We start from the raw sequence: 25,670 nt of genomic DNA, 5'->3' as shown, positions 1-25,670 counted from the left end.
TTAATTTCTAAGTGCAACGCTGCTATTGTTCTAATGGGGCGACGATAATTGATTCGGCTATGGTTGTTGTTGAATCAATTGAAAACGTTGACACGGGCTGCCGCTTATTTTCTGAGTCGGTAAGAAGAACCTTAAAACAGTGACTACTGATCGTTTATCTTTTTTGCCTTAGGTTTCCATTCCTTTCGCTCCACCTTGACGACGGAATCCAAGATGAAGCCTGTGACGAGCGGCAATCCGCACGGGAACATAAATGCGATTGCGAGTGTTGCGGTGGGGAAGCGAGGCATCAAACCGGCGGCAAGGTATTCTGTGATGAGAGGGACTCCTAGGATAGGACAGATAGCCGCAAAGATGAGCGCAGCAAGCGAGAAGAACTTAAGCGGACGGTAGTTCTTAAAAAAGGGTACCGATCATGGCAATGACTCTAATAACAACGCTTACGATATTGAGTTAGGACTCCAATCCAGCCGGGCGGTCGCGGTAATCTATGGATACATCTTCGATCCGGCAACGATGGTCAACCGCGTGGATGGATTGTTCTGTTTCGATTTGGAAGTCCTCGGATAGCTCGGGAAGCGTTTTAACTAAGGGCTTGCTTTTGGCACGATAGCCAGTCATGACGTCGTCAGAGCTGTAACCATTAATCCGCTTGTTCATACCGCGTACAAGGTTGTTGCCAAATTCGTGAAAGCGCGCTTGTTCTCCTCGGCGTACGTTTCGTTGGACAGACGATCGTCGACGGTCATATCAGCTTCACCGGCAAAGATGGGTTTGCACAAAGCGTGCACTGACTCCGCTGGATAGGTGTCGTCTCCATCGGCTATGAGATAACAATCGGCCTCGATTTCACGGAACATTTGACGGCTTACGTTGCCCTTGCCTTGACGGGGTTCAGATTTTACGGACGCTCCGTGTTTACGTGCAATTTGCGCGGTGCTATCAGTCGAATTGTTGTCATAGGCGTAGAGTGTGGCTTCTGGCAGCTCGCGGTGAAAATCGTCTACAACCTTGGCGATGGCCAGCGCTTCTTTGCTACAGGGAATGATTGCGGCAATATCGCTTGAATTCACGTTGCTCGCTATGGTTTTATTTTTGACCGTAAGAAGTGTAGCCGTTGGTTATTTAGTCTGGTTTTAAAGGCTTTAAAACCAGATAGGATTCATTCATGAATCGTGCTTTTGTTTAAACAAAGGCCGTAAGACATGGGGATGACTTACGGCCCAGTTTGTTAATCTGGACCGTGGTGTGCTTCAATCGTCGCATAAAGAGACCCGGTACAGCAATTTCACCGCTTATCGATTTCCGTATTGCTCAAATTGGGCTGTTCGTTCAAGCTGTAGTTAAGTATTGTTTAGGGGATTGGGTGATTTGATGGTTGGTACTGATGCAGTTCTAATCTGCTTTCGGAAACGATCGAGGGGAATGGCGCTGCTTCTCTTATTCATCGCGCTTTGCGTAATGCCAACTCAGGCAGAGGCCAAAAGCTATGCTGAGCTTGATGACGGTGTTTACACTATCACTAATGTTATTGCCGATAAATCATTGGATGTTGCGGGCGGTAATTGCGTTAATGGGTCGAACGTGCAGGTTTATGAAGGTAATCATACCTATGCCCAGGCTTGGAGAATTTCTAAGAAAGGGTCCTCTTATTCCATTGAGAATTCGATTACCGGCATGGTGCTTGATGTTGCTGGTGGTTCAAAAATAGCGGGTGCTAATGCGCAGCTATATGATTCGAACAACACGCTGGCCCAACGATGGAAATTTGTCCAGAATGCTGACGGATCGTATTCAATTCGTTCTGACTGCAATGGATTATTTCTTGATGTTGTCGGTGGAAGCAAAAAAATGGAGCCAATGTTTGCCTTTATACGTCAAATGGCACCAAGGCGCAAAAATGGAGGGTCGAGCGCGTCACTCGACCTGTTACAGACGGCTCCTATCGTATTTCTACCGCTCTGTCGGATAAAAAGATGATTGACCTTTGTGGCGGATCTTTAGATAACGGAGCCGCTGTTCAAATCTACGAAGATAATGATTCGTCGGCTCAGGCTTGGAATGTTGTGTTCGACCAGAATACGGGCTACTATTCCATTTTCTCTGCGCTGTCTGGTCGTTCATTTGATATTCCTGGTGGTTCCAAGTCTTCCGGCGTGCGTATTCAACAGTACTCATCTAACCGAACTCCGGCACAGCAATGGCGTCTTCTGCAGACTTCTGACGGTCGCATTGAAGTTGTCTCGGCACTAACAGGTAAGGCGTTGGACGTTCCCGGTGGTTCTCTCTCTAATGGCAACCAACTGCAAATGTATCAGGTGAACCATACCGACGCTCAAAAATGGACGTTCAACACGTCTCCAATAGATCATTCTGGTTCTTTTCAACTTAAGACAACTGTTGACGAATCAGGTGTTCTTGACGTTCCCGGTGGGTCAAAGGATTCTGGTGCCGCATTGCAGCTTTGGGGCTCAAATCTGTCTCTGGCGCAGAAGTGGGTGCTTGAGCGTCAAGACGATGGCTCGTTTACCTTTATAAATGCCAACTCGGGCCTGTATTTGACGGAAATTGCGAAAAGTGGAATCGAATATCGTAAAGAGCCTTCGGGTCGTTCATACTGGATCTTGGATGCTAGCTTAAACGGGGGATATCGTATTAAAAACAAACATTCCGGCAGATGTATTGATCTTTCTGGTGGATCGAGCGCTGCTGGTAACAGTGTTTCTACGTACTCGAGTAACGGAACTAAGGCCCAATCGTGGTTGCTCGTCCCATGCAATTTGATTGAGAATGGTGACTACTATCTACTAAACCAGAGTGGCACCAGGCAAGTTCTTGATGTTCCGAACGATTCGTCTGACGGGGGACTTGCGCTTCAGACGTACGTTTTCAAAGGCTCGGCGGCTCAACAGTGGCATCTCGAGAACAAGGGCGGCGGTTTCTTTACCATTAAGAACATCAACTCGGGTTTGTGTCTTGATGTTCGCTCAGGCCGTGCCAAATCGGGCACCATTGTCCAGCAGTATGCTGAGAACGATACCAAAGCTCAGTCTTGGAAGTATGTTCCCACTTTTAGCGGTGGTTATATCCAGTCTGCGCTTGGTGACTATGTGCTCTCGACCAAGCGCGGGGCCGAATCGGGCGTGCTCACTATTATTTCTATCGACAAGACAACTCCGCAATCCGAATGGGAGTTTAGGAATGTTAACAATCCCGGTGATCTTGTCATTTCCCATAGCGTGGCCGCGTCTGAGTACAATCTGAGTCTTCGCTCGGGCTCGCTTGAAATTGGGATGACCTTTGACCGTTATGGCAATGCACACTTTGCGCTTCCGTCTGTTTTTGACCTTAACTCTGCTCAGCTTGCATACAGTGGTGGGCCGGAGACGTCTATTACTGTTGGAGACTGCTCTGTTGGACTTACCGTGGGGTCTTCGGTGGCGTTAAGCGATCTTGGCCTGACAAGCAGTGCGAACTCTGGTAGTCCGATCGTCGTTCAATCCAACCTTGATTCGGCCGATTTGTTCGTGTTTGACATTAAGCAGACCACTGGCGTGGCATCGATGTTTATTAGCAGCGACGATCCGGTCAATTATGGGCGTGGCTACATCGAATCGAGTGGAGACCATACTGCAGTTGCTACCGGTTCCATGAAGCTTGTTGACGCCTCCGGCGTCTCCGTGTATGACGGCGCACTGTCTCAGATTAAGGGCCGCGGCAACAGCACATGGGGGATGGACAAGAAGCCATATCAGATCAAGCTCGATAAGAAGGCTGACCTTTTGGAGACAGGCGACAAAGCGAATAAGAATAAGACCTGGGTGCTTTTGGCAAACGCTTACGATGGAACTTCGATGCGTAATGCTGCGGCATATTCGCTTGCGTCTGCATTGGGGACCCATGCGCCGATTGAGTACCGTGCCGTTGATCTGTATTACGACGGACAATACCGCGGCGCTTATATGCTCTGTGAGAAGGTCCAGATCAACTCCGGTCGCGTGGATATCGACAACCTTGAAGACGCTAACGATGCCGTTAATAGCGGGATAAGCTATCAACTTGTCGAGGGGGTTAACTCTCGCGGTAATCGAATGAAGTACGCTGAGGGCCTTCAAAATCCCGCCGACATCACGGGCGGCTATCTGATTGAGTTTGACCAGGAGCGCTATGTGAATGAGGACGCTTGGTTTAGCGTAGATTCTGGAAACGGCATACTGTACTTTGTGTGCAAGTCGCCTGGTGTTTGGACCAAGGATGAAGCTGAATATTTGAGTTGTCGTTTCCAGGAATTCTTCGATTGCATTCGCAACGGAGGTGTCAATCCTGAGACAGGAAAAACGACGGCGGATTACTGCGACATTGATTCTCTTGCGCGCCTCTACTGGCTCAATGAGATCACCAAGTGCGTTGACGGTTTTAATTATTCATCAACCTATCTGTTTAAGAATTCTGATTCCTCTGGCGACTCGCGGTTTGTTTTCGGTCCAGCCTGGGATTTTGACTTGGCGATGGGAAACGCTCTTTCGTCCCAGTCAAGTGATAGTTACTTGTCGCCGCAGGGTTGGCTTACGCGCAACGCTGTTTTAGGCTCACGTCTGCTGCAGGATCCGACGGTTCGCGCTGCAGTTGATGCTGTCAAGCAAGAAGTGCTTGACGAAGCCCGGGGTTGCATCAATGGGCAGGATTATCTTGCGTATGAGTCCAGTGTTGCTACCTCTGCGAGCATGGAGTCCATGCTGTGGGGTGTCTCTTCTGAGTCTCCCGATGCTGTACGCGCATGGCTTAACAGTCGTCTGGATTGGCTTGAGACGGCGCAGTAGAGCTTTAGACTGATTTTTTACGTCCGTGTTTAGGGTCCTGTTGATTTATTGGCTATCTATTAAGGTCGTTCGACTTGCGTCGGGCGGCCTTTTCTGTTGGTGAGTAACTCATGGGCTGGGCCGTTTGCTTGAACGCCCCGAATTTTGCCATCGGGGTGCGCTTGATTGCTCCACATATAAGCCCGGTACAGCAATGAACTGTACCTGGCTTACTGCTTGTGTGTATGGCCGCCTTGTTTACGCCTCAGTCGGCTCCACGCCCAGCTCGTTGCGGACGAGCTCGAAGGCGGCGGCGATGGCCTTGTCCATGTCGTAATATTTGTAGCCGCCCAGGCGACCGGCGAAGACCACGTCGCCCTCCTGCGCCGCCAGCTCCTCGTACTGCTTGTACAGGGCCTCGTTTTTGGCGTCGTTGATGGGGTAGTAGGGCTCGTCACCGGGCTTCCAGTCGGCCGGGTACTCGCGCGTGATGACGGTCTTGTCCTGCGTGCCGAACTCGAAGTGCTTGTGCTCGATGATGCGCGTATAGGGGATCTCGCGCTCGGTGTAGTTGACCACGGCCACGCCCTGGTGGTCCTGCTCGTCGAGCGTCTCGGTCTCAAAGCGCAGGCTGCGGTACTCGAGCGTGCCCAGCTTAAAGTCGTAGAACGCGTCGATGGGGCCGCAGTAGATCGTCTTGGCGGCGATATCGGGCTCGGAGGCGATCAGCTCCTTGTACTCCACGCCGCAGCGCACCTCGACGCCCACGAGCATGTTGGCGACCATCTTGGTGTAGCCGCCCATGGGGATGCCCTGGTAGCGGTCGTTGAAGTAGTTGTTGTCGTAGGTAAAGCGGCAGGGGAGGCGCTTGATGATGCTCTCGGGCAGGTCGCGGCAATCACGGCCCCACTGCTTCTCGGTGTAGCCCTTCACGAGCGTCTCGAAGATGTCTCGGCCGACGAGCGACAGCGCCTGCTCCTCAAGGTTCTGCGGCTCGCCGATGTTCTCGGCGGCCACCTGCTCGGCGATCTTGGCCTTGGCGTCCGCCGGCGTAACGACGCCCGGCCACATCTTGGCGAAGGTGTTCATGTTGAAGGGCATGTTGTACATGTTGCCATGGAAGTTGGCGACCGGCGAGTTGACGTAGTTGTTGAACTCGGCGAAGCGGTTGACGTAGTCCCAGACGTCCTTCATGGAGGTGTGGAAGATGTGCGCGCCGTAGCGGTGGACCTGGATACCCTCGACGTCCTCGGTGTAGATGTTGCCGGCGATGTGGTCGCGGCGGTCGATGACCAGGACCGACTTGCCGGCGCGCTTGGCGGCATTGGCAAAGACGGCACCCGAAAGGCCGGCACCGACGACGAGGTAATCGTACTGGGACATGGATATGCTCCTTTGTATGTCAATTGGACGGTTACAAATGATTCAGGGCAAACGCCACTGGCTCATTTGCTCCATAGATTAGTGTAGCAGATGCACTTTCAGCAGCTCCAGCGCGTGTGCGTAGCCTGGTTTCCAAATGATCTTAAGAGCCCGCTATTCTGCCCTTAGACACTCGGGCAAGACGCTCCCGACTGCATCCATTGCCTGCGGCCCCAGGTACTGCTCATTGAGCTTTGCCTTTTTGTAGGCATAGCGAGTGTCTGTCGAGTACTTGATCAATACGTCGGTGAAGAATCGCTCCCAACTTAGGTACTTGCGGCTTTCGATATAGCTCGAAGGGTCCTTGAGGATTTTTGGAATGTCGTTGTTGGGGATGAGGCCGGATTGCAGAAGCGTCCACTCAAATGATTCCGGGAGGAACAAGCGAACGTTCTTGTAAACGCGCTGTCCGAGCACCTTTTCGATGTAGGGACCAAACGCCGCGCCGTCTCCGATGGCAAGGACGTTTTGCTCGGGGCATTCGTGAATTGTCCGCTTTAGATTCGCTACGCCGGTGGCGGTGTAGCAGGGGATTCCCAGTCGGTTGCAAAGGGCGCTGTAGAATTGATAACCAGACTTGCTATCCTCGACAATTACGGCATCGGGATTGTCGAAACCTACGTTAAGGTCCTGATACAGCATACTTGCCGTGTGGTCATATAGCGGCTTGGTCACCGAGTAGAAGCGCCTGTCGCTCTTGCGGCCATTGATCGTCTTGCTTGTGGTGTTGACCAGTTTTAGGATCTCGTCGACGCTGTAGGGGAGCTCGTTGGCGTCGCGACGAGATATCAGAACAAAATAGTTGGACGAGCCGTTGACGGCTTTGGCGAAGTCCTTTGAGTAGATAAACTCGTTACCCTCATCTAGAAAGACGATTGAATCTTCGATGATCGACAGCTCGCGCTCCCAGCGTCTGCCAGAAAGCGTTTCGCAAGGTACGTCGCAGCTGAGTGCAACGCCGCTTTCCGGTCCTCGGTCGTTGTAGTCGCGAATCATCGAGATGAGCGTCGTTTTGCCCGTGCCGCTGTTGCCGCGTATGAAGGAAATATTTCGTTTAAACGTGAGCGTGTATTTGACCTTTGCACGCTCTACGACAACGGTGTGCGTTCCCCTCATTACTCATCAACATCCAAAAAGTCATTCGTGGCGCCGACAAACTCCTGCATGTTTCTGACGATGCGGCCATCGTTTTCAATGCGGATTTCAAAGTTCTTCCAGGGGAATTTCATGATGTGGTAAAGGGTCACCAGCACATCCTGTTCTTTGCCGATCTTGAGTAGCCAGCGGGCACAGTTGTCTCCGCAGGTGGATGCGTTAAACACCATATTTGGGAGATTGCGCACCAGCAGCAGCGTCTTAACGCCGCCGGACAGTTCGAGTGGAGTGATTGAGCCCAGCTGCTTGCTTACGATGTTGTGGGGACCGATGAGCTCCGAACCGTCAACACCTTTAATGATCTGTGCAGCCATGGGATCTTCGAACCATGAGTCCAAGTATGAGTTCCTAAAATAGGTTTCGGTATCGTAGATGGAACCGGGGTAATCTCCCAGATGGATGCTTAGCATGCGGGTCTCCAGACGTTGTGTGACAGCAATGATTATATGCCAGTAATAAAATGCCGGCAGCAGCGAGGTCGCTACTGCCGGCGCTGGCTTTATTAGCGCGTAGTCGTGTTGATGGATTTGCTCGCGACGCTACTTTTCGAGATGCTCCTTCAGCAGCTCCAGCGCGTGGGCATACCCCTGCAGGCCCTCGCCGGTGATGGTGGCGAAGCAGGCCAGGCGCGCATAGCTCACCTGGCGGAAGTCTTCGCGCGTCTCGACGGCGCTGATGTGAACCTCGACAGCGGGGATGGCGACGGCTTTGAGGGCGTCGAGAATCGCCACGCTCGTATGCGTGTAGGCAGCCGGGTTGATGACGATGCCGTCGACCTTGCCGTAGGCTTCCTGGATCTTGTCGACGATGCTGCCCTCGTGGTTGGACTGGAAGACTTCGACCTCGTCAAAGCCCTGCGCGGCGCCTGCCTCCTGGCAGATCTGGACCAGGCGGTCGTAGTTGTCGCTGCCGTAGATGCCCGGCTCGCGAATGCCGAGCATGTTGAGGTTGGGGCCGTTGATGACGAGTGCTTTCATGGTTGCTTCCTTTGCGGTCTGGTTGGTGGCGGGGCTTGCTGTCTGCGGCGTTTGCCAAGATAAAACCTGCCAAAATAAACCTGTCCCTTTTTGGCAGGTTTTAGAGGGTGTCGAGGAGGGCGCGTGCGGTGTTGGCGGCGCAGTCGCGTGAGTCGATGATGTAGTCGGCCCAGGCGCGGTAGCGCGGCATGCGCTGCTCGGCGAGCTTATCGATGCCGTCGCGGGCAGTGATGGGGCGTCCCTTGTGGGCCAGCTCGTCGAGCTTGCGGTTGAGCATCACGATTTGGCTGTTCTGGTGCAGCAGCGGATAGTTCTCGTCACGCGTGACCACGCCGCCGCCGGTGGAGAGCACCAGGCCACTGCGCTTGGAGATGTCGGCCAGCGCCGCCGTCTCCTGCTCGCGGAAGGCCGCCTCGCCGCGCTCGACGATAAAGTCGGCGCAGGGCATGCCCAGGCGCTCCTCGAGCGCGCGATCCAAGTCGATGTGCTCGCGGCCCGTGAGCTGGGCGATCTGCTCGCCCACGCGGGTCTTGCCCGAGCCCGGCATGCCAATGAGCGCGATGTTCTGCTCGCGGCGGGACAGGCGCTCCGTCACATCCAGGATGCGCTCGCGCGGTGTAATCTGGCCGGTGTAGCGCTCAACAGCCTGTGCCGCTTGGGCCACGAGCATCAGCAGGCCGCCGATGCAGGGGATGCCACGGCGCTCGGCCTCGAGCATCAGACCCGTGCGGGCGGGATTGTAGACAATGTCGATGACGCCCTTGAGCGCATCGAGTCCTTCGAGCGTGCAGGGAGCGTCGGGGCAGTGGGGAAACATGCCAGCAGGCGTGCAGTTGACGAGCAGCGCCGCGTCGGACTGCTGTGCGATGTTATCGTAGTTGACCTCGCTCGTGCGGCCGACAGGCACAACGACCGCGCCCAGGTCGCCGAGCACCATACTGGCCGTGGTGCCGGCACCACCGGTGGCGCCGAGCACGAGGACCTTCTTTCCGGCAACCTCAACGCCCAGCTCCTCGACCAGGCACTGAAAACCAAAGTAGTCTGTGTTGTCGCCGCGCAGGCGGCCGTCGGGTAGGCGCGTGATGGTGTTGACGTTGCCCATGCGCTTGGCCAGGGGGCTCAGTTCGTCCAGGTATTCCATGACGGCGCGCTTGTAGGGGATGGTCACGTTGGTGCCTTCCCACTCGTCGCCCGTCATAAAGGCCGCGAGGTCCTCGGGCTCGCGCTCAAAGCGCACGTACTCGAGCCCCGCGAGCTCTTTGTAGATGGTCGGGGTGTAGCTGTGGCCCAGCACGCGGCCCAGCACGCCGTAGGGACGGGTTGCGGCGGTATCGGTCATCTAAAGCACCTCCGTGTAGCTGCCAAAGTAGGTGAAACTCTCGCACACGTCGTCGATGGAATCGAGCAAGTCGTCGAGGGCCTTGCTGCCAAAGGGGCAGTCCAGGTCAAAGTAGAACATAAACTCAAAGTCGTGCCCGGGGATGGGGCGGCTTTCGAGCTTGATGAGGTTGATGTTGAGCGCGTAGAAGCGCTCGAGTACGCGGTAGAGGGCACCCGGCTCATTGGCCGTGGTGATCATGAGCGAGGTACGGTTGGCACCGGGATAGACGCGCGGCTCGCGGCAGATGACGACAAAGCGCGTGTAGTTATTGTCCGAGTCTTGAATGTTGGGCTCCAGCACCTCGAGGCCATACAGCGCGGCGCAGCTGCGCGAGGCGATGGCGGCGACGTCGGTGCGTTCGGAATTGGCGACCATCTCGGCCGACATGGCGGTGTTGGGGTACTTGGTGGCATGCAGGCCGTGGGCCTCGATAAAGCCGGCGCACTGGGCGATGGCCTGACCATGGCTGTAGACCTCGCGCACGTCGGCGAGCTTGGTGCCGGGTTTGACGAGCAGGTTGTGATCGATCTTGAGCCGCAGCGAGCGCACGATGTGGAAGTCGAACTGGGCGAGCAGGTCATAGACGGCGTTGACCGAGCCGGCGGTGGAGTTTTCGATGGGCAGTACGCCAAACTCGCAGAAGCCGTCGCGCACGGCGCGCATAACGCCCTCAAAGGTCTCAAAGAACGCAATGTCGGGTACGTCGAAGAGCTTGCATGCGGCGATTTGGCTGTAGGCGCCTTCGACGCCCTGGCAGGCGACGGTGGCCGTCTGAGGGAAAGGTGTGTCAAATGCTGCTGCCGTGGCATGGGCCTTTTGCGACACGGTGATGCCCTTGAGCTCGTTGATGTAGCGCTGCTGCTCGGCCTTGCTCATGCTCATGAGAAGGCGGAACAGGGTGATGGTCTGAGCTTCGTAGCGCTCGGGTGCTCGGCTGGCGAGGTTGTTGAGTTTGGAACGCTCGCGGGCGGGGTCGAAGACGGCCTTGCCCATCTCGAGCTTTGATTTGGCGACCTCGGTGGCAATGTCCATGCGCTCGACAAAGCTATTGAGGAGCGTGGTATCGATGCCGTCGATGGCTTGGCGAATATCGGCAAGGTCCATGGAGACCCCTTTCGTGAATCGTTGCCTGGGGTAGTTAATTTGGGACGGGGCTTTTTTAGCTACCCTTTGACTGGTGGCGAATCGATGGGTGCCGGGGCAAATACTCACTGGCATATGGGGGTAGCTAAAAAAGCCCCGTCCCAAATTAGCTACCCTCGGGGTGGGTGGGCTAAAGCTGGGCGGCGTCTTCTAGGAGGGCGTCCCAGATGGCGAGCGCCGCGGCTGCTTCGGCTACGGGGACGGCGCGCGGGACGATGCAGGGGTCGTGGCGGCCGTGGACCGAGAGCTCCGCATTTTCCATGGCGTCCATGTCCACGGTCTGCTGCTCGCGACCGATGGAGGGCGTCGGCTTTACGGCCATCCGCCACATGACGGGTGCGCCGGTGGAGATGCCGCCCAGGATGCCGCCGGCGTTGTTGGACTCGACCGCAATCTCGCCGGTCTCGGCATCAACGCGATACGGATCGTTGTTCTCGCTGCCGCGCATGGCGGCCACGGCAAAGCCCATACCAAACTCCACGCCCTTTACGGCGGGAATGCCAAACGCGATTTGCGCGATGCGGTTTTCGATACCGTCGAACATGGGATCGCCGATGCCCGCGGGGAGCCCATAGATGCCGCACTCCACGATGCCACCGATGCTATCAAGCTCGTCGCGTGCGGCGAGAATCTCCTCGCGCATACGGCCGGCGGCCGCGGCGTCAATACAGGGCAGGTCGTTCGTAAGGATTGCCTTGCGGTCGGCCTCGCGATAGACCATGTCGTCCATGGGCAGGTCGGAAATACCGCCGATCTGCGCGACGTGCGCCATCACCTGAATGCCGCGGGCCTCGAGCGCCTGCAGCGCAATACCGCCGGCGATGCATAGGGGAGCCGTAAGACGTCCGGAGAAATGTCCGCCGCCGGCGACATCGTGCATGTTGTGGTACTTCACGCGCGCGGGGTAGTCCGCATGGCCCGGACGTGGCTTGCGGCGCAGCTCGGAGTAGTCCTTGGAGCGCGTGTTGGTGTTCTCAATGATCGCAGCGATGGGCGCGCCGGTGGTGTGCCCATCGACCACGCCGGCAATGATGTGCGCGGCGTCGGCCTCGCGGCGCTTGGTCGCGGTCTCGTCGCGACCGGGGGCGCGACGATCGAGGAAGGCCTGCAGCTGCTCCTGGTCAACGGCGATACCTGCCGGAATGCCGTCGAGCGAGCAGCCGATGGCGGGGGAGTGCGACTGGCCGAAGATGCTTAAGTGCAAAACGTTGCCAAAGGTCGAGGACATGCTATTCCTCCTCGAGCGTGACCTTGCCGCCCAGCAGGCGGTAGTGGTCAAAGAAATCGGGATAGGACTTATTGACGGCCTCGGCGCCGTGGATCACAACTTCGCCGGTGGCACGGCTCGCGGCGATAGCGGCCATCATGGCGATACGATGGTCGTTGTGCGAATCGACCTCGCCGCCGGTAAAGGCATCGACACCCTTGATAATGAGGTCGTCGCCGGCAATGCGCACCTGCGCGCCCAGCGCGGTGAGCTCGCGGGTGGTAGTGGCAAGACGGTCGGATTCTTTGATGCGCAGGCGGGCACAATCGCGGATGAACGTGCGGCCTTGTGCCAGCGATGCCACGGCAGAGATGACGGGTACCAGGTCGGGAATGTCGTGGGCACTCATCTCAAAGCCGGCGAGCTTGTCGGACTGCACGGTGGCGGCGTTGGTGGAGCGCACGATGCGGGCACCAAAGCGCGAAAGCGCGGCGAGCACGTTGCGGTCGCCCTGCGCGGAGCTCAGTGACACGCCTTCCACAGTGATGGGGTCGGAGCCGATGGCGCCGGCACACAGCCAAAAGGCGGCGTTGGACCAGTCGCCCTCAACAGCCACGTTGCCAGGCGTGCGGTACGAGCCGCTGCTCACGCGGAAGTTCGTGACCTCGGGCTTGCCATTCTTGGCGGGGATGCGCTCGACGTTGACCTCGACGCCGAAGGCCTTCATGGCCTGGATGGTCAGGTTGATATAGGGGCGACTCTCGATGAGCCCGGTCACCTGCACGCAGGAGGGCTGGGCCAGCAGCGGGGCCGCCAGCAGCAAGCCGGAAATGTACTGCGAGCTCACGTTGCCCGGCAGGATAAATGTGCCCGGGCGCATGCGGCCGCTCGTCTTGAGCGGAAAGCCGCCCAGGCCCTGCAGGTCGCAGCCGGCGGCGATGATCTCGTCGGAGAGCGGGGAGAGGGGACGTGCGCCCAGGCGGCCCTGGCCCACAAAGGTTGCCTCTGCCCCCAGCGCGCAGGCCACGGGCAGCATAAAGCGGAGCGTGGAGCCGCTCTCGCCGCAGTCGAGCGTGCCGCCGGCAAGTGCCTTGAGCAGGCCGAACTCAACACTTTTCATAGTGGGATGGACTTGGAAGCCATCCTCGACGGTCTCGATGCGGGCGCCGAGCGCCGTGAGGCAGCGCACCGTGGCCTCGATATCGGCGCAGGTGGTGTTGCAGGTCACATGCGTCTCTCCGTTGGCAAGGGCGGCGCAGATGATCAGGCGGTGCGCCATCGACTTGGATGCGATGGCGGGGACGGTGCCCTTGAGTGGGGACGGAGTGATGCGGGCTAGCATGTGGAGGCGTCTCCCTTCTGGCCGAGGCCCTCGGCAATTAAATCATGAAAGACGGAAAGCGGCGTGTGGTCGATGCTGCAGCGGCCAATGCCGTGCGGAATTACCAGGTCGATGGTGTCACCGGCGCGCTTTTTATCGTGGAGTGCCTCGGCAAAGACGGCGTCGGCCGAAAGCTCGCAGCGGGTCTTAAGGCCGTGGCGGGCGCAGAGCTCCTCGATGCGGCCGGGCAGCTCGGCGTCGCAAATGCCGTGCAGGGCTGCGGCGCGCGTGATGATGCCCATGCCGATCGACACGCAGTTGCCATGTCCCAGCTCAAAGTGCTCGCAGGCCTCGACAGCGTGTCCAGCGCTGTGTCCAAAGTTGAGGAGCTTGCGCTGGTTGGACTCGCGCTCATCGGCGACAACCACGGCGCGCTTGATGTCGATATTGCGGGCGATGATGAGCGCCACGCGGGCCACGTCGCGGTTGAGGAGCTCCAGCGTGAGCGGGGTCTTCTCCAACTCGGTGAAAAGCTCGGGGTCGGCGATCACGGCGTGTTTAACGACCTCTCCGCAGCCGTCGGCGAACTGCTCGGGCGTGAGGGTGGCGAGACACCCCACGTCGGCAATAACAACACTCGGTTGCCAAAAGGCGCCGGCCAGGTTTTTGCCGGCAGCTAGGTCGATGGCCGTCTTGCCGCCCACCGACGAATCCACCATGGCGAGCAGGCTCGTGGGGATCTGCACAAATTTACAGCCGCGCATGTAGGTGGCGGCCACAAAGCCAGCCACGTCGCCTACAACGCCGCCGCCGAGTGCCACGATCACGTCGGAGCGCGAAAGCTCGTGCTCGGCCACAAACTCCAGGATGGCAATGTAGGTCTCGGCGCGCTTGTGGGCCTCGCCGGCCTCGAAGGTGCAGACACTCACCGTATAGCCCGCAGCCTCCAGGCTCTGCTTAACGGGCATCTGGTAGAGCGGGCCCACATTGGTGTCTGTCACAATGACGGCTTTGGTGCCGCCGGCGGTGGCGCGGACGAGCGGGCCCGCCTGCTCCAGCAAAAACGTGCCGACGTGCACCTGGTAGGGGCGTGCGGTGTCGATATCGATGGTAATCGCCATAAGCTTTGGTCCTTTCGACCTGGCGTGATAGGTGGTCTAGTGGGTGGCCTCGTCGTCGAGCGCGCGCTTGATGCGGTCGCCCTCGGCAAGGAGGTTCTCAAGATAACGCTGGTCGCGGTCCTTGAGCGCGCGGCTGTAGGCGCTAAGCGAGTCGATCAGATGATCGATCTCGAAGGCGAGTGCGTCGGCGTCGTCGATCATGAGCTCCGACCACATCTGGGGGTTGAGGTGCGCCACGCGGGTAAGGTCGCGGTAGCTACCGGCCGAAAAGCCGTGGTGAACCTGGGCAGTCGGGCTTTTGACGTAGGCGTTTGAGACGACGTGCGCGAGCTGGCTCGTAAAGGCGATCACGCGGTCGTGCTCGGCGGCGGTGGTCACGCTGAACTTGCCAAACCCTAAGGGGCGCACCATCTCTCGCACCTGGCCTAAAAGCTCCAGCTTGAGCGCATCGTCCACCGCGGGCGGCACGAGCACGAGTGGCGCGCCCTGGAACAGGTCGGCACGGGAGTGCGCGTAGCCCGAGTACTGGGTGCCCGCCATGGGGTGCGCGCCCACAAAGTAAAACCCGTACTCGCGGGCAAGCTCAAAGGCACGCTCGCACACGATGCCCTTCACGCCTACGGTGTCAATCACCACGGGGCCCATGATGGCCTCGGTATCGGTGGCGTCGGCGAGCGCTTGGGCGTGCGCCTCGAGCCACTCGATGCAGGCCTCGGGGTAACAGGCCAGCACGATGATGTCGCACTCGCCGAGCGTCTCGTCGTTGAGCTCGCCGGCGACGGTGCCCATGCTGGCGGCCGTCATGACGTCATCGTCGGGGTCCCAGGCCAGCACGCGGACGCCCGCCTGCGCATAGCCGCGGGCAAAGCTGCCGCCGATCAGACCCAGGCCCACAATGCCGGCGCATTTGGGGCCGCCCTGGTTGACGCGTGCGTTTCTCACCGTACCCATGGGCTACTCCATGGTCTCTTGGCAGACAACCTCGCGGATGGCGCGGATGCGGCGCATGGTGTCGTCAAACTGGTCGGGGGTGAGGGCCTGGGCGCCGTCGGACCATGCGCGGCTGGGCTCGTCGTGGACCTCGATCTCCAGACCGTTGGCGCCGCAGGCGGTCGCGGCGAGCGCCATGGGTTCAACGTAGCGGGTGTAGCCGGTGGCATGGCTGGGGTCGGCCACGACGGGCAGGTGCGACAGGTGGTGCAGCACCGGCACGGCGTTAAGGTCGAAGGTGTTACGGGTGCGGGTCTCGAAGGTGCGAATGCCGCGCTCGCACAGGATAACGTTGTCGTTGCCCTCGCTCATGATGTACTCGGCAGCCATGAGCAGCTCGTCGACGGTGCCGGACATGCCGCGCTTGAGCAGGACCGGGGTCTTGGTCTTGCCGACCTCCTTGAGCAGGGGGAAGTTCTGCGCGTTGCGGGCGCCAATTTGCATGACGTCAATCTTCTTATCCAAGAAGACCTGCACGTCGCGCGGGTCCATGATTTCGGTGACGATCGGCATGTCGAGCTCGGCCGATGCCTCGCATAGCAGGTCCAGGCCGGCGGGGCCCATGCCCTGGTAGGCGTAAGGGGAGGTGCGGGGCTTGTAGGCACCGCCACGCAGCATGGTGGCGCCGGCGGCCTTTACGCGGCGTGCGATGCGAATGAGGTTTTCGCCCTCGACGGAGCAGGGTCCGGCGATGACCTGGAACTGGTCGCCGCCGATCTTGATGCCGTGGCCGCAGTCGATGACGGAGTCCTCGGGGTGGAACTTGCGGTTGGCACGCTTGAACGGCTCGGAGACGCGCTGCACACGCTCGACGACGTCCATGGACTCGAGGAGGAACGGGTCGATCTTGGTCGTATCGCCCACCAGGCCGATGATGGTCTCGTTCTCGCCCCGCGACACGTCGGTTTTGAGACCCTTCTTCTCAATCCAGCTGACGATGTGGCTGATGGCCTCATCGCTGGCGCTCCGCTTTAAAATTGCAATCATGGTGTGCCTCTCACCTCGATGGATAACTTTTGCAAAAACGGCCCGCAGTGCGAGCCGTATCATATGGTGCATGAGAGTTTATACTAATTATTTCACTTTTGCGTCCTAAAGTGAGCCGTTGCGCTTCGTCTCCCACGTAATTGCAGAGCTTTTTCTATTATGTTGTTAGCTCGTGGCGCACTTGGGTATAATGCCAACCGTTGGCCCTATTAGCTCAGGGGATTAGAGCGTCTGCCTCCGGAGCAGAAGGCCGTTGGTTCGAATCCAACATGGGGCACCATAGAAAGCAAGGCCGTCCGAACCTCGTATGGTCCGGGCGGTTTTTCTTATACCGACGCGACGTGATAGGACGTGGTATGGCAACGACGGATATCGAGCGCGGACTTTCGACCGCCGAGGTCGAGGAGCGCATTGCCGCCGGCAAGATCAACCGCAACATGGAGCTCAAGACCAAATCGGTTCGTGAGCTTATCATCGAAAATCTCTGCACGCTGTTCAATCTGATCAACGTGGTCTTAGCGATTTTGGTCATTATGACCGGATCGTTTAAGAACCTGACGTTCCTGTTCGTGGTGTTCCTCAATACCGCCATTGGCGTCATCCAGTCCATGCGCTCCAAGAAGATGGTCGATAAGCTCACGCTGCTGACCTCTAAGAAGGCCATCGCGGTGCGCGATGGTGCCGAGGTGGAGCTCGACTTGGACCAGATCGTGCTCGACGACATCATTCGTCTGGGGCGCGGGGACCAGATACCTGCCGACGCCGTGGTGGTATCGGGCGAGGCGCTCGTTAACGAAAGTCTGCTGACGGGCGAGAGCGACCTTATTAAGAAGCTACCTGGTTCCGAGCTCATGAGCGGCAGCTTTATCGACTCGGGTCTGTTGCGTGCCCGCGTGGTCCATGTTGGTGCGGATAACTATGTGGCCAAGATCAACAACGAGGCCAAGTACGTCAAAAAGGTCAATTCCGAGATCATGAACGCGCTCAACGCCATCGTGCGCTTTGCGAGCGTCATTATGATTCCGCTTGGTCTGGCTCTGTTCGCCTCGAGTGTAAGTGGGTTGTGGGACGCCGCGGGCGCGCCGGGCGATAGCGCGCTTTCGTGGTGCTTTTCCGAGCTGCTGGCCGGTCGCGTGCCTTCGTCGGCGCTGCTGTCCACGGTGGGCGCTCTTTTGGGCATGATTCCGCAGGGCCTGGTGCTGCTGACCTCGTCAGTGCTTGCCATCGCGACGGTGCGCCTGGCGCGCCGCAAGGTACTCGCGCAGCAGCTCTATTGCATCGAGACGCTCGCGCGCGTCGACGTGCTGTGCCTGGACAAGACGGGCACCATCACGTCGGGTCGCATGGAGGTCGAGGGCACTTATCCGTTGCCCGTTGAGGGTGTGGGCTTGGCCCCGGACGAGGCACCTGTCCCCGTCGATACTACCGTGCTCGATTTTGCGCTTGCCAATGTCGCGCGCGCGACCTCGGCTGATGCCAATGAGACCTGCCAGGCGCTGCTCAACTACTACGCCGACCGCCCGGTCGAGGTGTCCGAGCCGCTGTCGGTCATTCCGTTTTCGTCCTCCAAAAAGTGGAGCGGCGCCTCGTTTGCGCAGGGCTCCTATGTGATGGGCGCGGCGCAATTTGTGCTTTCGGAGCGTATCTTTGCGCAGGTCGAAAATCGTGTGGCCGAGCTTGCCGACACCTGCCGCGTGCTCGTGGTGGCCCGTGTGGACGGCTTTACGCCCGATGGCGATATGGTGGGCGAGGCCGAGCCCGTGGGCTTTGTGACCATTCGCGATGAGATTCGCACTTCGGCCGCCGAGACCATCGGCTACTTTAACGAGCAGGGCGTGACCCTCAACGTGATCAGCGGCGACGACCCTCGTACCGTGTCGTCGATCGCACGCGTGGTGGGCGTGCCGGGGGCGGACGCTTATGTGGACGCCACGACGCTCGATACGCCGTCCAAGATTGATGCGGCGGTGGACCGCTATCACGTCTTTGGCCGCGTGACCCCGCAGCAGAAGCGCGAGCTCGTGCAGGCGCTCAAGCGTCGCGGCCATACCGTTGCCATGACGGGCGACGGCGTCAACGATGTGCTGGCACTCAAAGAGGCCGACTGCTCCGTGGCCATGGCCGCCGGTTCCGACGCCGCACGCAACGTGGCCGAGATCGTGCTGGTCGATAACGACTTTGCTTCGATGCCCGCCGTGGTGGCCGAGGGCCGTCGCTCCATCAACAACCTGCAGCGTTCGGCCTCGCTGTTCCTGACCAAGACGCTGTTCTCGATGGGCCTGGCGGCACTGTGCATCGCGCTGCCGCCGTATCCCTTTGAGCCTATCCAGATGACGCTCATTAACTTCTTCTGCATCGGCGCGCCGGGCTTTGTGCTGGGCCTTGAGCCCAACAATGCCCGCGTGAAGGGGTCATTCTTAACCAACGTACTCAAGCGTGCGTTGCCGGCATCGGTTGCAGTCATTTTGGCCGCGGCGCTCGATATCTTTGTGGCGCGCGTGTTTGGCTTTAGCCAGCTCACGCTGTCGACGATGTGCCTTCTCACGTCGTGCGCGGCAAGCGTGAGCCTGATCTGGCGTATCTCGCAGCCGCTCACGCCCTTGCGCGTGGTGCTCTTTGTATTTGTCGTCCTCGGCATCTTGGTGGGCGTTATCGGATTCCCCGAGCTGCTGTCTATCGCCAACTTGTCGATGGGCGAGGCAATTATCCTTCTGGTGATTGTGGTCTTTACTTGCAGCGTGTTCTTTAAACTCGCCACGATGATGGATTCGCTTAAGCCGCGTCGCCGTCATGCCGCCACTGGCTTTGGCCGCGGCGTGCGCGTTCGCTTGGGCCGCGGTGGCGGCAAGGTGAGCTCGACGGGCTCGACGGCCGAGCGTTTTGCCAAGCGCGTCGCCGCCGACATGGCGCAGCGTCGCGAGGAGCGTACGACCCGTGAGGCCGAGGCCCGAGCGCTCGAGGGCGTGGAAAAGACCCAGCCCAAGAAAAAGAAGGGCCCGGGCGTCAAGCGCTCGCGCGTGACCAAGTCCGCCCAGGGCATTAAGGTCTCGATGCCGAGCAAAAAGAAGAAGTAACCGCACCTCACAGGGTAGCTAATTTGGGACGGGGCTTTTTTAGCTACCCGGCTGATGACGCGATCTATTTGGCCGATTGGCGGCCAGGGCAGCTAAAAAAGCCCCGTCCCAAATTAGCTACCCTGCGATGTTGAATTGGTGCCCTGTGCCTTTAGGGGCGTAGCGATGTTATGCTCTAACCTCGATTGTTCGAATGATTCCGAAAAGAGGATGCCGTGATTTGCCCGCATTGTCTCAAGACCATAGAGGACGGCTCCTCGTTCTGCCCCTATTGCAATACCTATGTTGGCCCGGGCGATGGCCCCGAGCACACCGAGTTTGTGTTCTGCGAAGGCTGCGGTGCCCGTCTGTCGCCGCATGACCGTACCTGTTCCAAGTGCGGGCGCCCTGCCCCGGGCATTCTCTCCGAGGATGCGGCAGCATCCGACCTGGCTGCTGGGCGCACGGCTGGTTTTCCCCGCCTGACGCAGGAGCAGATCGATACCGAGGTGCCCCATGCGCCGGCCTCTGCCGCCGCGGTACTTTCCGATGCCGCCGATCCCAATGAGACCTGCGTGCTGCCGGCTTTCGACAGGGATTTTGGCATTCCCAAGGTCGATATCCCGCTGCCGGTGTCCCTTCGTGACGACGCTCAGTCCAAAAATCAAAAACCCAAGCGCAAGGTGCATCCTGACGAGGATGCCTACCACAAGCACAAGCGCCGTATTCCCAAGCCGCTCATCGTCATCGCGTTGCTCGCTGCCGTGTGCGGCAGTGCCTATTGGTTTGTGACGTCGGACCCCATGGGCGTTATGCCGGGCTTTTACGACCAGTTTGGCCAGGCCGCCAAGACGACGTTCCCTTCGCGCCAGAAGGGCGAGGCTACCGAGGAAGAGACCAAGTCCGACGATACCGCCGAGGTGGTCCAGGAGGAGACCGTCCTTTCCGACGACCAGCTCTATACCAAGCTCGACGGTCTATATCGGACCATCGTGTCGTATGGCGACGATGATCAGATCGGCGAGGTTGTCGACTCGTTTAACAGCGGGTACCTGCGCACGCCGCTCTCCACGCGTCAGGAGCTGTCGCAGAGCGCTTATGCCCTGCGCGACCAGATCAAAAAGACCCAAGACGAGCTCAACAACCTTAAGGTGCAAGATGATACCGTCTACGCGGAGGATATCGAGCACCTCAAGCAGCTTGCCGAGTGGATGTACGAGCGCGTCGACATGATCTGCCAGAGCTGGGATATCTCGCTGTCCATTCCCGATGGCGAGTCGCTGAGCGCCCGCCAGAGTGAAATCTTGGCGCCCATCGCACAGGGCGGTAACAGCGCCCTTAATCAGTACGATGCCAATGTGAGCGCTTGGAAGCCGCAGCCGCGTTCGTAATTTGTTGCCCTCCGACGGCATAACCTGCGTGCGCAATTGATGGAAGCCTGTGCTTATTGCTACAATTCGTACAAATATGCTTTAAACGCACGAGGAAGGAACCACATGTTTGGTTTTAAGAAAGAGCTTTATACGCCCGAGTACCAGCTCGCTGGTGACGAGTGTGCGATCATCGAGACGTCGAAGGGTACGATCAAGGTCAAATTTGACGGCGAGGGCGCTCCCATCCATGTGGCGAACTTCTGCGAGCTTTCCACCATGGGCTTTTATGACGGCCTTAAGTTTCACCGCTATGTGCCCGGCTTTGTGATCCAGGGCGGCGACCCCAATACCCGCGATATGTCCGGCGCTGACGTCGCCGCCGGCCTTGAGGGCCCCGACGGTATGCCCGGCACCGGCGGCCCCGGCTACTGCATCAAGGGAGAGTTTGCCACCAACCCGCGCAACAGCCATGTGGACGGTGCGCTTGCCATGGCGCGTTCCATGGATCCCGATTCCGCGGGCTCCCAGTTCTACTTCTGCCTGGGCGCCCAGCACAATCTGGATTCCGGTTACACCGTCTTTGGCACCACGGTCGAGGGCCTCGACGTGATTTCGCAGCTGCGTGCCGGCGACGAGATCGTCCATGTCGAGATCGTTCACGAGTAAAAGGGGACTTCCTTGAATAGCCAGCTGATTCAACAGGGTCGAGCCGCTTATCGTGCGGGCGACTTTTCTGCAGCCGCTCAGATGCTCGGTGCGGCAAAGACCCCCAGCGAGATCATGGGCGAGGCCGACCATCTGCGTGGCAACGCTCTGATGCACCTGGGTATGTATGCCGAGGCTGCCGAGGCGTACGCGGCTGCCCTCAACGACGGCACCTATGGAAAGCGCGGCGCGCTGCTCACCAACCGCGGCAAGGCGCTCGCTGCCGTGGGTGACTATGTGACCGCAGCCCAGGCGTTCTCCGCCGCAACGCAGGATGCTTCCTATGCCACGCCGTTTAAGGCCTATCTGGGTCTTGGCAACGCGCTGTTCCAGTCGGGCGATTTCGCCAATGCAGGCACTGCCTTCCGCCAGGCCGCCATCGATGGCGCCAATCCAGCCCCCGCGGCCGCCCTTGGCGAACTCGGCCGCTGCTTCATCAAACTTGGCCGACCGGCGGACGCCGTGGAGACCTATCGCACGGCCATCGACTTTGCCGGTCCGCGCGATGACACGCGTGCGCTTAACGCGGGTATGGGCGAGGCGCTTTCTGCCGCGGGTCGTCCTTCCGAGGCGCTCGATGCCTTTAATGCCGCCACCGCCGACGGCATCTATCAGCTCACACCCGAGCAGGCCGATGAGCTTGCCCGCGTGCACGATTCACTTGCCGCGCTTTCGGCCCAGACCGCCATGGCCACGGCCCCGGCGCCCTCCATGGATACGACTGCTGTCGATTCGCTCGATCCCACGGGTGCCACTGGCCAGTTTATGCCCGATCCGTCCGACACGGGCTTCTTTACGCTGTCCGAGTCCGAGATGGTCCAGCAGGATCGTCAGGACCGCAAGCAGGCCAAGGTCCGTCGTCGCCATCGCCATACGGGTCTCAAGGTCTTCCTGGTTTTGCTTCTGCTGATTGTTCTTGCCGCGGGCGGTTTGGGCTTTGCCTACACGCGCGGCATGGGTATCCCCTCGCAGGAGTCCGTCATCACCGATCTGTTCCAGGCTGCCGGCGACGGTGATACCGCCAAGGCCGAGTCCTGCCTGGCCTCCAGCCTGTCCGAGGACGCCAAGGCGATGATTATCTCCTCGATCCCACAGGGCGCCACCGTCTCCATCGAGGGCATGGATCAGTCCATGACCGAGACCACCGCGAAGGTGAAGGCTTCGCTGTCCAAGGGCGGCGAGCAGGAATATACCGTCAAATTCGTGCGCTCCGATAACCATATCGGCTGGGCGGTATCTTCGCTCGACATCGATTTCTCGGCCGCTGACAACCAGTAGTGACCTTATGAGATTTGGCGCTGCCCGGTGCTTCACCGCAAGTGAGGTGCCGGGCTTGCGCTAGTATGATGGGCTAGTAGTTTTCCAGCAATCATCCAACACATCAGGAGTTGCGTTGTTTTCTTTGATGGACATGTTCTTCGGTAGCTATGCGGGCGATCTAGCCATCGACCTCGGCACCGCCAATACGCTTGTCTCTGTGCGCGGCAAGGGCATCGTCATTCGCGAGCCTTCCGTCGTCGCTATCGACAAAAACGATGAGCGCATCCTTGCAGTCGGTATCGAGGCTAAGCGTATGCTTGGCCGTACGCCCGGCAACATTGTGGCCGTGCGTCCTCTTAAGGATGGCGTCATCGCCGACTTCGATGTCACCGAGGCCATGCTTCGCTACTTTATCGATAAGGCTTCCGAGAAGCGCTATCCGTGGACCCCTCGTCCGCGCGTCGTCGTATGCGTTCCCTCTGGTGTCACGTCGGTCGAGAAGCGCGCCGTGTTCGAGGCTACGATTCAGGCTGGCGCTCGCCAGGCCTATCTGATCGAGGAGCCTATGGCCGCGGCTATCGGTGCTGACTTGCCTGTCGAGGAGCCGACCGGCTCCATGGTCATCGATATCGGTGGCGGCACCACCGAGGTTGCCGTTATCGCCATGGGCGGTATCGTCGTGTCGCAGTCCATCCGCATTGCCGGCGACGAGTTCGATCAGGCTATCCTCACGCATGTTCGCGATGCCTACAATTTGGCCATCGGCGAGCGCACGGCCGAGGACATTAAGATTAAGGTCGGCTCTGCCGTGCCGCTCAAGGACGAGCTCGACGTCGAGGTCAATGGCCGCGACGTGATCACGGGCCTGCCCAAGACCGTGCGCATCGAGAGCGAGGAGATTCGTCGTGCGCTCAATAAGCCGCTCGACGAGATGGCCAAGGCCGTCAAGGACGCACTCGACGCCACGCCGCCCGATCTTGCCTCGGATCTTATGTACTACGGCATTCTGTTGACCGGCGGCGGTGCGCTGCTGCGCGGCCTCGACGTCCGCTTGCGCGACGAGACAGGCGTTTCGGTCAACGTGAGCCCCACGGCGCTCGACAACGTCGTAAACGGTTGCGCCCGCGTGCTCGAGGCCAACGCGTTTGACGGCGGTTTCGTCCAGACCAACGCTTAATTTCCAAAAGGTGGATTCCATTTGGCACGATCTTCGGGTTTCTCTTCAAATCTGAATACCAAACGACAATCAACGGGTATGCGCCCGTTGATTGTTTTCAGCCTGATTTCTGTGTTGCTGCTCACGTTTTACATTCGAGAGGGCGAGGCCGGGCCGATACATGCCGTGCGTTCGGGCGTCACGACAATCACCTCTCCGGTGCGTTTTGTTGGCTCGGCGGTGGCGGCGCCATTCAATGCCATCGGCAACGTGTTCTCCAACCTCACCGCTTCGCAGGAGTCGCTCGACGACCTTAAGAAGCAAAACGAGGTCCTCACTTCCAAGGTCGCGGAGCTTTCCGAGGCCCAAAAGACCGCAGAGCGCCTTGAGGGTCTTGTGGGTCTGCAGTCGACCTATAACCTCAAGTCTACTGCGGCTCGTATTGTCGGAGCCTCGGGTGACGCCTGGACGTCGACCGTCACCATCGATAAGGGTTCTGCCGACGGGCTTACCATCAACATGCCCGTGACGAGCTCGGCCGGCGTCATCGGCCAGATTATCGAGGTTTCGGCCAAGACATCGACCGTGCGCCTGATTGGCGACGAGAACTCTGGTGTGTCCGCCATGGTGCAGGACACGCGCGCACAAGGCATGCTACAGGGCCAGCCCGATGGCACGCTGCGTCTTGAGTACGTGAGCGTCGACTCCGATGTTAAGGTGGGCGATATCATCGTGACCTCGGGCATCGGTGGCGTGTTCCCCAAGGGACTGCCGCTTGGCACCGTGTCTTCGGTCGAGAAGTCGGCTAACGACGTGTACTACACCATTGTGGTGCGCGCGCAGACCACGGCCGAAAATAACGAGGAAGTGCTCGTCATCACCTCGCTCACCGACGAGCAGTCGGCTTCGGACGAGGACGTGAGCTCGGCCAATAGTACCCCGCAGGGCTCGTCGCGCGATGCCGCGACTCAGTCTAAGGACGAGAAATCGGATGATGATTCCGACACGGCCGAAGCGTCCGATTCTGGATCGAGCGAATAGGGAGGCATGTCCATGGATCTACACGAACAGGGGACTGGCTCCCGTGCCTTTGCAATCGCCGCTATCGTCTGCGTGCTGCTGCAGGCGGGACTGGCACCGCAAATCTCCATCGCGGGCGGTCGCGTCAACTTTATGATCATCTTGGTGTGCCTGGCCGTGTTTTCGGGCGACCCTACGCGTGCCGTCGTGTGCGGCTTTTGCAGCGGTCTGTTTTACGACCTTTCCGCCGCCGTGCCGGTGGGCGTTATGTCGCTGCTGCTGACCGTGGGCAGTTTTGCTTTGGTGCACAGCGCGGCTGGTCAGACGGGCGGCTCGCCGAGCGCGCGCGGCATTACCGTGGGCGCCTTTGCTCTTGCCATCAACGTGGTCTACAGCATCATCTTGCTGTTTATGGGTCTGGAGACGAGCTTTGTGGTGGCCATCTTTGGGCACGCTCTGCCGTCCTCGATCCTGACGGGCTTGATTGCCATTCCGTTTTTGATGTCCGGCGCCGCTCCGCAGTCTGGCTATGGGTTCTCCGCGCGCGGTGGGCGTCAGACGGGCATGCGCTTTAAGCCCAAGACCCGTAAGCTCAAATAG

General features: G+C 59.0%; 21 protein-coding genes, 1 tRNA gene and 1 pseudogene. 11 read left to right on the top strand and 12 right to left on the bottom strand.

Annotated features, from left to right (window positions below):
• Nucleotides 1-656 precede the first annotated feature (656 nt).
• Nucleotides 657-1,073 carry a glycosyltransferase gene (locus ACQRCA_RS03855; protein WP_427718748.1) on the bottom strand — a complete coding sequence of 139 codons (417 nt, stop codon included), beginning with the start codon at nucleotides 1,071-1,073 and terminating at the stop codon, nucleotides 657-659.
• A gap of 301 nt (nucleotides 1,074-1,374) precedes the next feature.
• Between ACQRCA_RS03855 and ACQRCA_RS03850 the strand changes: the two genes are divergently transcribed.
• The 3 genes and pseudogenes from ACQRCA_RS03850 (at nucleotide 1,375) to ACQRCA_RS03840 (ending at nucleotide 4,820) form a co-directional block, all read left to right on the top strand.
• Nucleotides 1,375-1,980 (top strand): RICIN domain-containing protein, encoded by a 606-nt coding sequence (locus tag ACQRCA_RS03850; RefSeq protein WP_427718745.1) that lies wholly within the window; start codon nucleotides 1,375-1,377, stop codon nucleotides 1,978-1,980.
• Nucleotides 1,902-3,197: pseudogene (locus tag ACQRCA_RS03845) on the top strand (RICIN domain-containing protein); the annotation flags it as partial. The gene ACQRCA_RS03850 and the pseudogene ACQRCA_RS03845, both read left to right, overlap by 79 nt.
• 96 nt (nucleotides 3,198-3,293) lie before the next feature.
• The gene (locus tag ACQRCA_RS03840) at nucleotides 3,294-4,820 is read left to right on the top strand and encodes a CotH kinase family protein (RefSeq protein WP_427718847.1); all 1,527 of its coding nucleotides are present in this window, start codon (nucleotides 3,294-3,296) and stop codon (nucleotides 4,818-4,820) included.
• A gap of 237 nt (nucleotides 4,821-5,057) precedes the next feature.
• Here the strand turns inward: ACQRCA_RS03840 and glf are convergent, their stop codons facing one another.
• The 11 genes from glf to aroF all read right to left on the bottom strand — a co-directional run bounded on the left by glf (nucleotide 5,058) and on the right by aroF (nucleotide 16,503).
• Nucleotides 5,058-6,182, bottom strand: a complete 1,125-nt coding sequence (gene glf, locus ACQRCA_RS03835; protein ID WP_427718743.1) for a UDP-galactopyranose mutase — start codon at nucleotides 6,180-6,182, stop codon at nucleotides 5,058-5,060.
• 153 nt (nucleotides 6,183-6,335) lie between these two features.
• Nucleotides 6,336-7,337, bottom strand: coding sequence for a hypothetical protein (locus ACQRCA_RS03830; RefSeq protein WP_427718741.1), 1,002 nt, complete (start codon nucleotides 7,335-7,337; stop codon nucleotides 6,336-6,338).
• A complete protein-coding gene (locus ACQRCA_RS03825) occupies nucleotides 7,337-7,786 on the bottom strand; it encodes a DUF4869 domain-containing protein (protein WP_427718739.1) in 450 nt (149 codons plus the stop codon). The genes ACQRCA_RS03830 and ACQRCA_RS03825 overlap by 1 nt, the downstream gene beginning before the upstream one ends.
• A gap of 129 nt (nucleotides 7,787-7,915) precedes the next feature.
• On the bottom strand, nucleotides 7,916-8,353 hold the full coding sequence (aroQ, locus tag ACQRCA_RS03820; RefSeq protein WP_022094776.1) for a type II 3-dehydroquinate dehydratase: 438 nt from the start codon (nucleotides 8,351-8,353) through the stop codon (nucleotides 7,916-7,918).
• 100 nt (nucleotides 8,354-8,453) lie between these two features.
• Entirely contained in the window at nucleotides 8,454-9,692 is a 1,239-nt protein-coding gene (locus tag ACQRCA_RS03815; protein ID WP_427718736.1) for a shikimate kinase, read from the bottom strand.
• The gene (gene pheA / locus ACQRCA_RS03810) at nucleotides 9,693-10,838 is read right to left on the bottom strand and encodes a prephenate dehydratase (RefSeq protein WP_427718734.1); all 1,146 of its coding nucleotides are present in this window, start codon (nucleotides 10,836-10,838) and stop codon (nucleotides 9,693-9,695) included.
• 169 nt (nucleotides 10,839-11,007) lie between these two features.
• Complete coding sequence (gene aroC / locus ACQRCA_RS03805; RefSeq protein ID WP_427718731.1) at nucleotides 11,008-12,105, bottom strand: chorismate synthase; 1,098 nt, start codon at nucleotides 12,103-12,105, stop codon at nucleotides 11,008-11,010.
• Nucleotide 12,106: 1 nt separating this feature from the next.
• Nucleotides 12,107-13,426: a 3-phosphoshikimate 1-carboxyvinyltransferase gene (aroA, locus tag ACQRCA_RS03800; protein WP_427718728.1), complete on the bottom strand. Its 1,320-nt coding sequence runs from the start codon at nucleotides 13,424-13,426 to the stop codon at nucleotides 12,107-12,109.
• Nucleotides 13,420-14,526, bottom strand: a complete 1,107-nt coding sequence (aroB, locus tag ACQRCA_RS03795; RefSeq protein ID WP_427718725.1) for a 3-dehydroquinate synthase — start codon at nucleotides 14,524-14,526, stop codon at nucleotides 13,420-13,422. Before aroB ends, aroA begins: the two co-directional genes overlap by 7 nt.
• 36 nt (nucleotides 14,527-14,562) lie before the next feature.
• Complete coding sequence (locus ACQRCA_RS03790; protein ID WP_427718722.1) at nucleotides 14,563-15,477, bottom strand: prephenate dehydrogenase; 915 nt, start codon at nucleotides 15,475-15,477, stop codon at nucleotides 14,563-14,565.
• Nucleotides 15,478-15,480: 3 nt separating this feature from the next.
• On the bottom strand, nucleotides 15,481-16,503 hold the full coding sequence (aroF, locus tag ACQRCA_RS03785; protein WP_427718719.1) for a 3-deoxy-7-phosphoheptulonate synthase: 1,023 nt from the start codon (nucleotides 16,501-16,503) through the stop codon (nucleotides 15,481-15,483).
• A 203-nt stretch (nucleotides 16,504-16,706) separates the two neighbouring features.
• Here aroF and ACQRCA_RS03780 point away from each other — a divergent pair.
• From ACQRCA_RS03780 to ACQRCA_RS03745, 8 genes are all read left to right on the top strand, one after another.
• A tRNA-Arg gene (locus tag ACQRCA_RS03780) sits at nucleotides 16,707-16,783 on the top strand.
• Nucleotides 16,784-16,859: 76 nt separating this feature from the next.
• Nucleotides 16,860-19,577, top strand: coding sequence for an HAD-IC family P-type ATPase (locus ACQRCA_RS03775; RefSeq protein ID WP_427718716.1), 2,718 nt, complete (start codon nucleotides 16,860-16,862; stop codon nucleotides 19,575-19,577).
• 215 nt (nucleotides 19,578-19,792) lie between these two features.
• A complete protein-coding gene (locus ACQRCA_RS03770; protein ID WP_154516175.1) occupies nucleotides 19,793-20,947 on the top strand; it encodes a zinc ribbon domain-containing protein in 1,155 nt (384 codons plus the stop codon).
• A gap of 105 nt (nucleotides 20,948-21,052) precedes the next feature.
• The gene (locus ACQRCA_RS03765) at nucleotides 21,053-21,595 is read left to right on the top strand and encodes a peptidylprolyl isomerase (protein WP_154516178.1); all 543 of its coding nucleotides are present in this window, start codon (nucleotides 21,053-21,055) and stop codon (nucleotides 21,593-21,595) included.
• 12 nt (nucleotides 21,596-21,607) lie between these two features.
• Nucleotides 21,608-22,912 carry a tetratricopeptide repeat protein gene (locus ACQRCA_RS03760; RefSeq protein ID WP_427718713.1) on the top strand — a complete coding sequence of 435 codons (1,305 nt, stop codon included), beginning with the start codon at nucleotides 21,608-21,610 and terminating at the stop codon, nucleotides 22,910-22,912.
• Between the two features lie 127 nt (nucleotides 22,913-23,039).
• Entirely contained in the window at nucleotides 23,040-24,071 is a 1,032-nt protein-coding gene (locus ACQRCA_RS03755; RefSeq protein WP_006236061.1) for a rod shape-determining protein, read from the top strand.
• Between the two features lie 78 nt (nucleotides 24,072-24,149).
• Nucleotides 24,150-25,091 (top strand): rod shape-determining protein MreC, encoded by a 942-nt coding sequence (gene mreC, locus ACQRCA_RS03750; protein WP_427718710.1) that lies wholly within the window; start codon nucleotides 24,150-24,152, stop codon nucleotides 25,089-25,091.
• Nucleotides 25,092-25,103: 12 nt separating this feature from the next.
• Nucleotides 25,104-25,670 carry a hypothetical protein gene (locus ACQRCA_RS03745; RefSeq protein WP_427718707.1) on the top strand — a complete coding sequence of 189 codons (567 nt, stop codon included), beginning with the start codon at nucleotides 25,104-25,106 and terminating at the stop codon, nucleotides 25,668-25,670.

This window comes from Collinsella sp. SGI.095, from assembly GCF_050314535.1.
In the GTDB taxonomy this organism is placed as follows: domain Bacteria; phylum Actinomycetota; class Coriobacteriia; order Coriobacteriales; family Coriobacteriaceae; genus Collinsella.
This window is presented reverse-complemented; position numbering and strand designations above follow the sequence as displayed.

What these genes read in the sequence shown, in the direction of transcription:
- ACQRCA_RS03775 (WP_427718716.1), top strand. Translation starts at nt 16,860, where the DNA reads ATGGCAACGACGGATATCGAGCGCGGACTTTCGACCGCCGAGGTCGAG.
- ACQRCA_RS03745 (WP_427718707.1), top strand. Translation starts at nt 25,104, where the DNA reads ATGGATCTACACGAACAGGGGACTGGCTCCCGTGCCTTTGCAATCGCC.
- ACQRCA_RS03790 (WP_427718722.1), bottom strand. Translation starts at nt 15,477, where the DNA reads ATGGGTACGGTGAGAAACGCACGCGTCAACCAGGGCGGCCCCAAATGC.
- mreC (WP_427718710.1), top strand. Translation starts at nt 24,150, where the DNA reads ATGCGCCCGTTGATTGTTTTCAGCCTGATTTCTGTGTTGCTGCTCACG.
- ACQRCA_RS03755 (WP_006236061.1), top strand. Translation starts at nt 23,040, where the DNA reads ATGGACATGTTCTTCGGTAGCTATGCGGGCGATCTAGCCATCGACCTC.
- aroB (WP_427718725.1), bottom strand. Translation starts at nt 14,526, where the DNA reads ATGGCGATTACCATCGATATCGACACCGCACGCCCCTACCAGGTGCAC.
- glf (WP_427718743.1), bottom strand. Translation starts at nt 6,182, where the DNA reads ATGTCCCAGTACGATTACCTCGTCGTCGGTGCCGGCCTTTCGGGTGCC.
- aroF (WP_427718719.1), bottom strand. Translation starts at nt 16,503, where the DNA reads ATGATTGCAATTTTAAAGCGGAGCGCCAGCGATGAGGCCATCAGCCAC.
- ACQRCA_RS03850 (WP_427718745.1), top strand. Translation starts at nt 1,375, where the DNA reads ATGGTTGGTACTGATGCAGTTCTAATCTGCTTTCGGAAACGATCGAGG.
- ACQRCA_RS03830 (WP_427718741.1), bottom strand. Translation starts at nt 7,337, where the DNA reads ATGAGGGGAACGCACACCGTTGTCGTAGAGCGTGCAAAGGTCAAATAC.
- ACQRCA_RS03815 (WP_427718736.1), bottom strand. Translation starts at nt 9,692, where the DNA reads ATGACCGATACCGCCGCAACCCGTCCCTACGGCGTGCTGGGCCGCGTG.
- aroC (WP_427718731.1), bottom strand. Translation starts at nt 12,105, where the DNA reads ATGTCCTCGACCTTTGGCAACGTTTTGCACTTAAGCATCTTCGGCCAG.
- aroA (WP_427718728.1), bottom strand. Translation starts at nt 13,426, where the DNA reads ATGCTAGCCCGCATCACTCCGTCCCCACTCAAGGGCACCGTCCCCGCC.
- ACQRCA_RS03840 (WP_427718847.1), top strand. Translation starts at nt 3,294, where the DNA reads ATGACCTTTGACCGTTATGGCAATGCACACTTTGCGCTTCCGTCTGTT.
- ACQRCA_RS03765 (WP_154516178.1), top strand. Translation starts at nt 21,053, where the DNA reads ATGTTTGGTTTTAAGAAAGAGCTTTATACGCCCGAGTACCAGCTCGCT.
- aroQ (WP_022094776.1), bottom strand. Translation starts at nt 8,353, where the DNA reads ATGAAAGCACTCGTCATCAACGGCCCCAACCTCAACATGCTCGGCATT.
- ACQRCA_RS03825 (WP_427718739.1), bottom strand. Translation starts at nt 7,786, where the DNA reads ATGCTAAGCATCCATCTGGGAGATTACCCCGGTTCCATCTACGATACC.
- pheA (WP_427718734.1), bottom strand. Translation starts at nt 10,838, where the DNA reads ATGGACCTTGCCGATATTCGCCAAGCCATCGACGGCATCGATACCACG.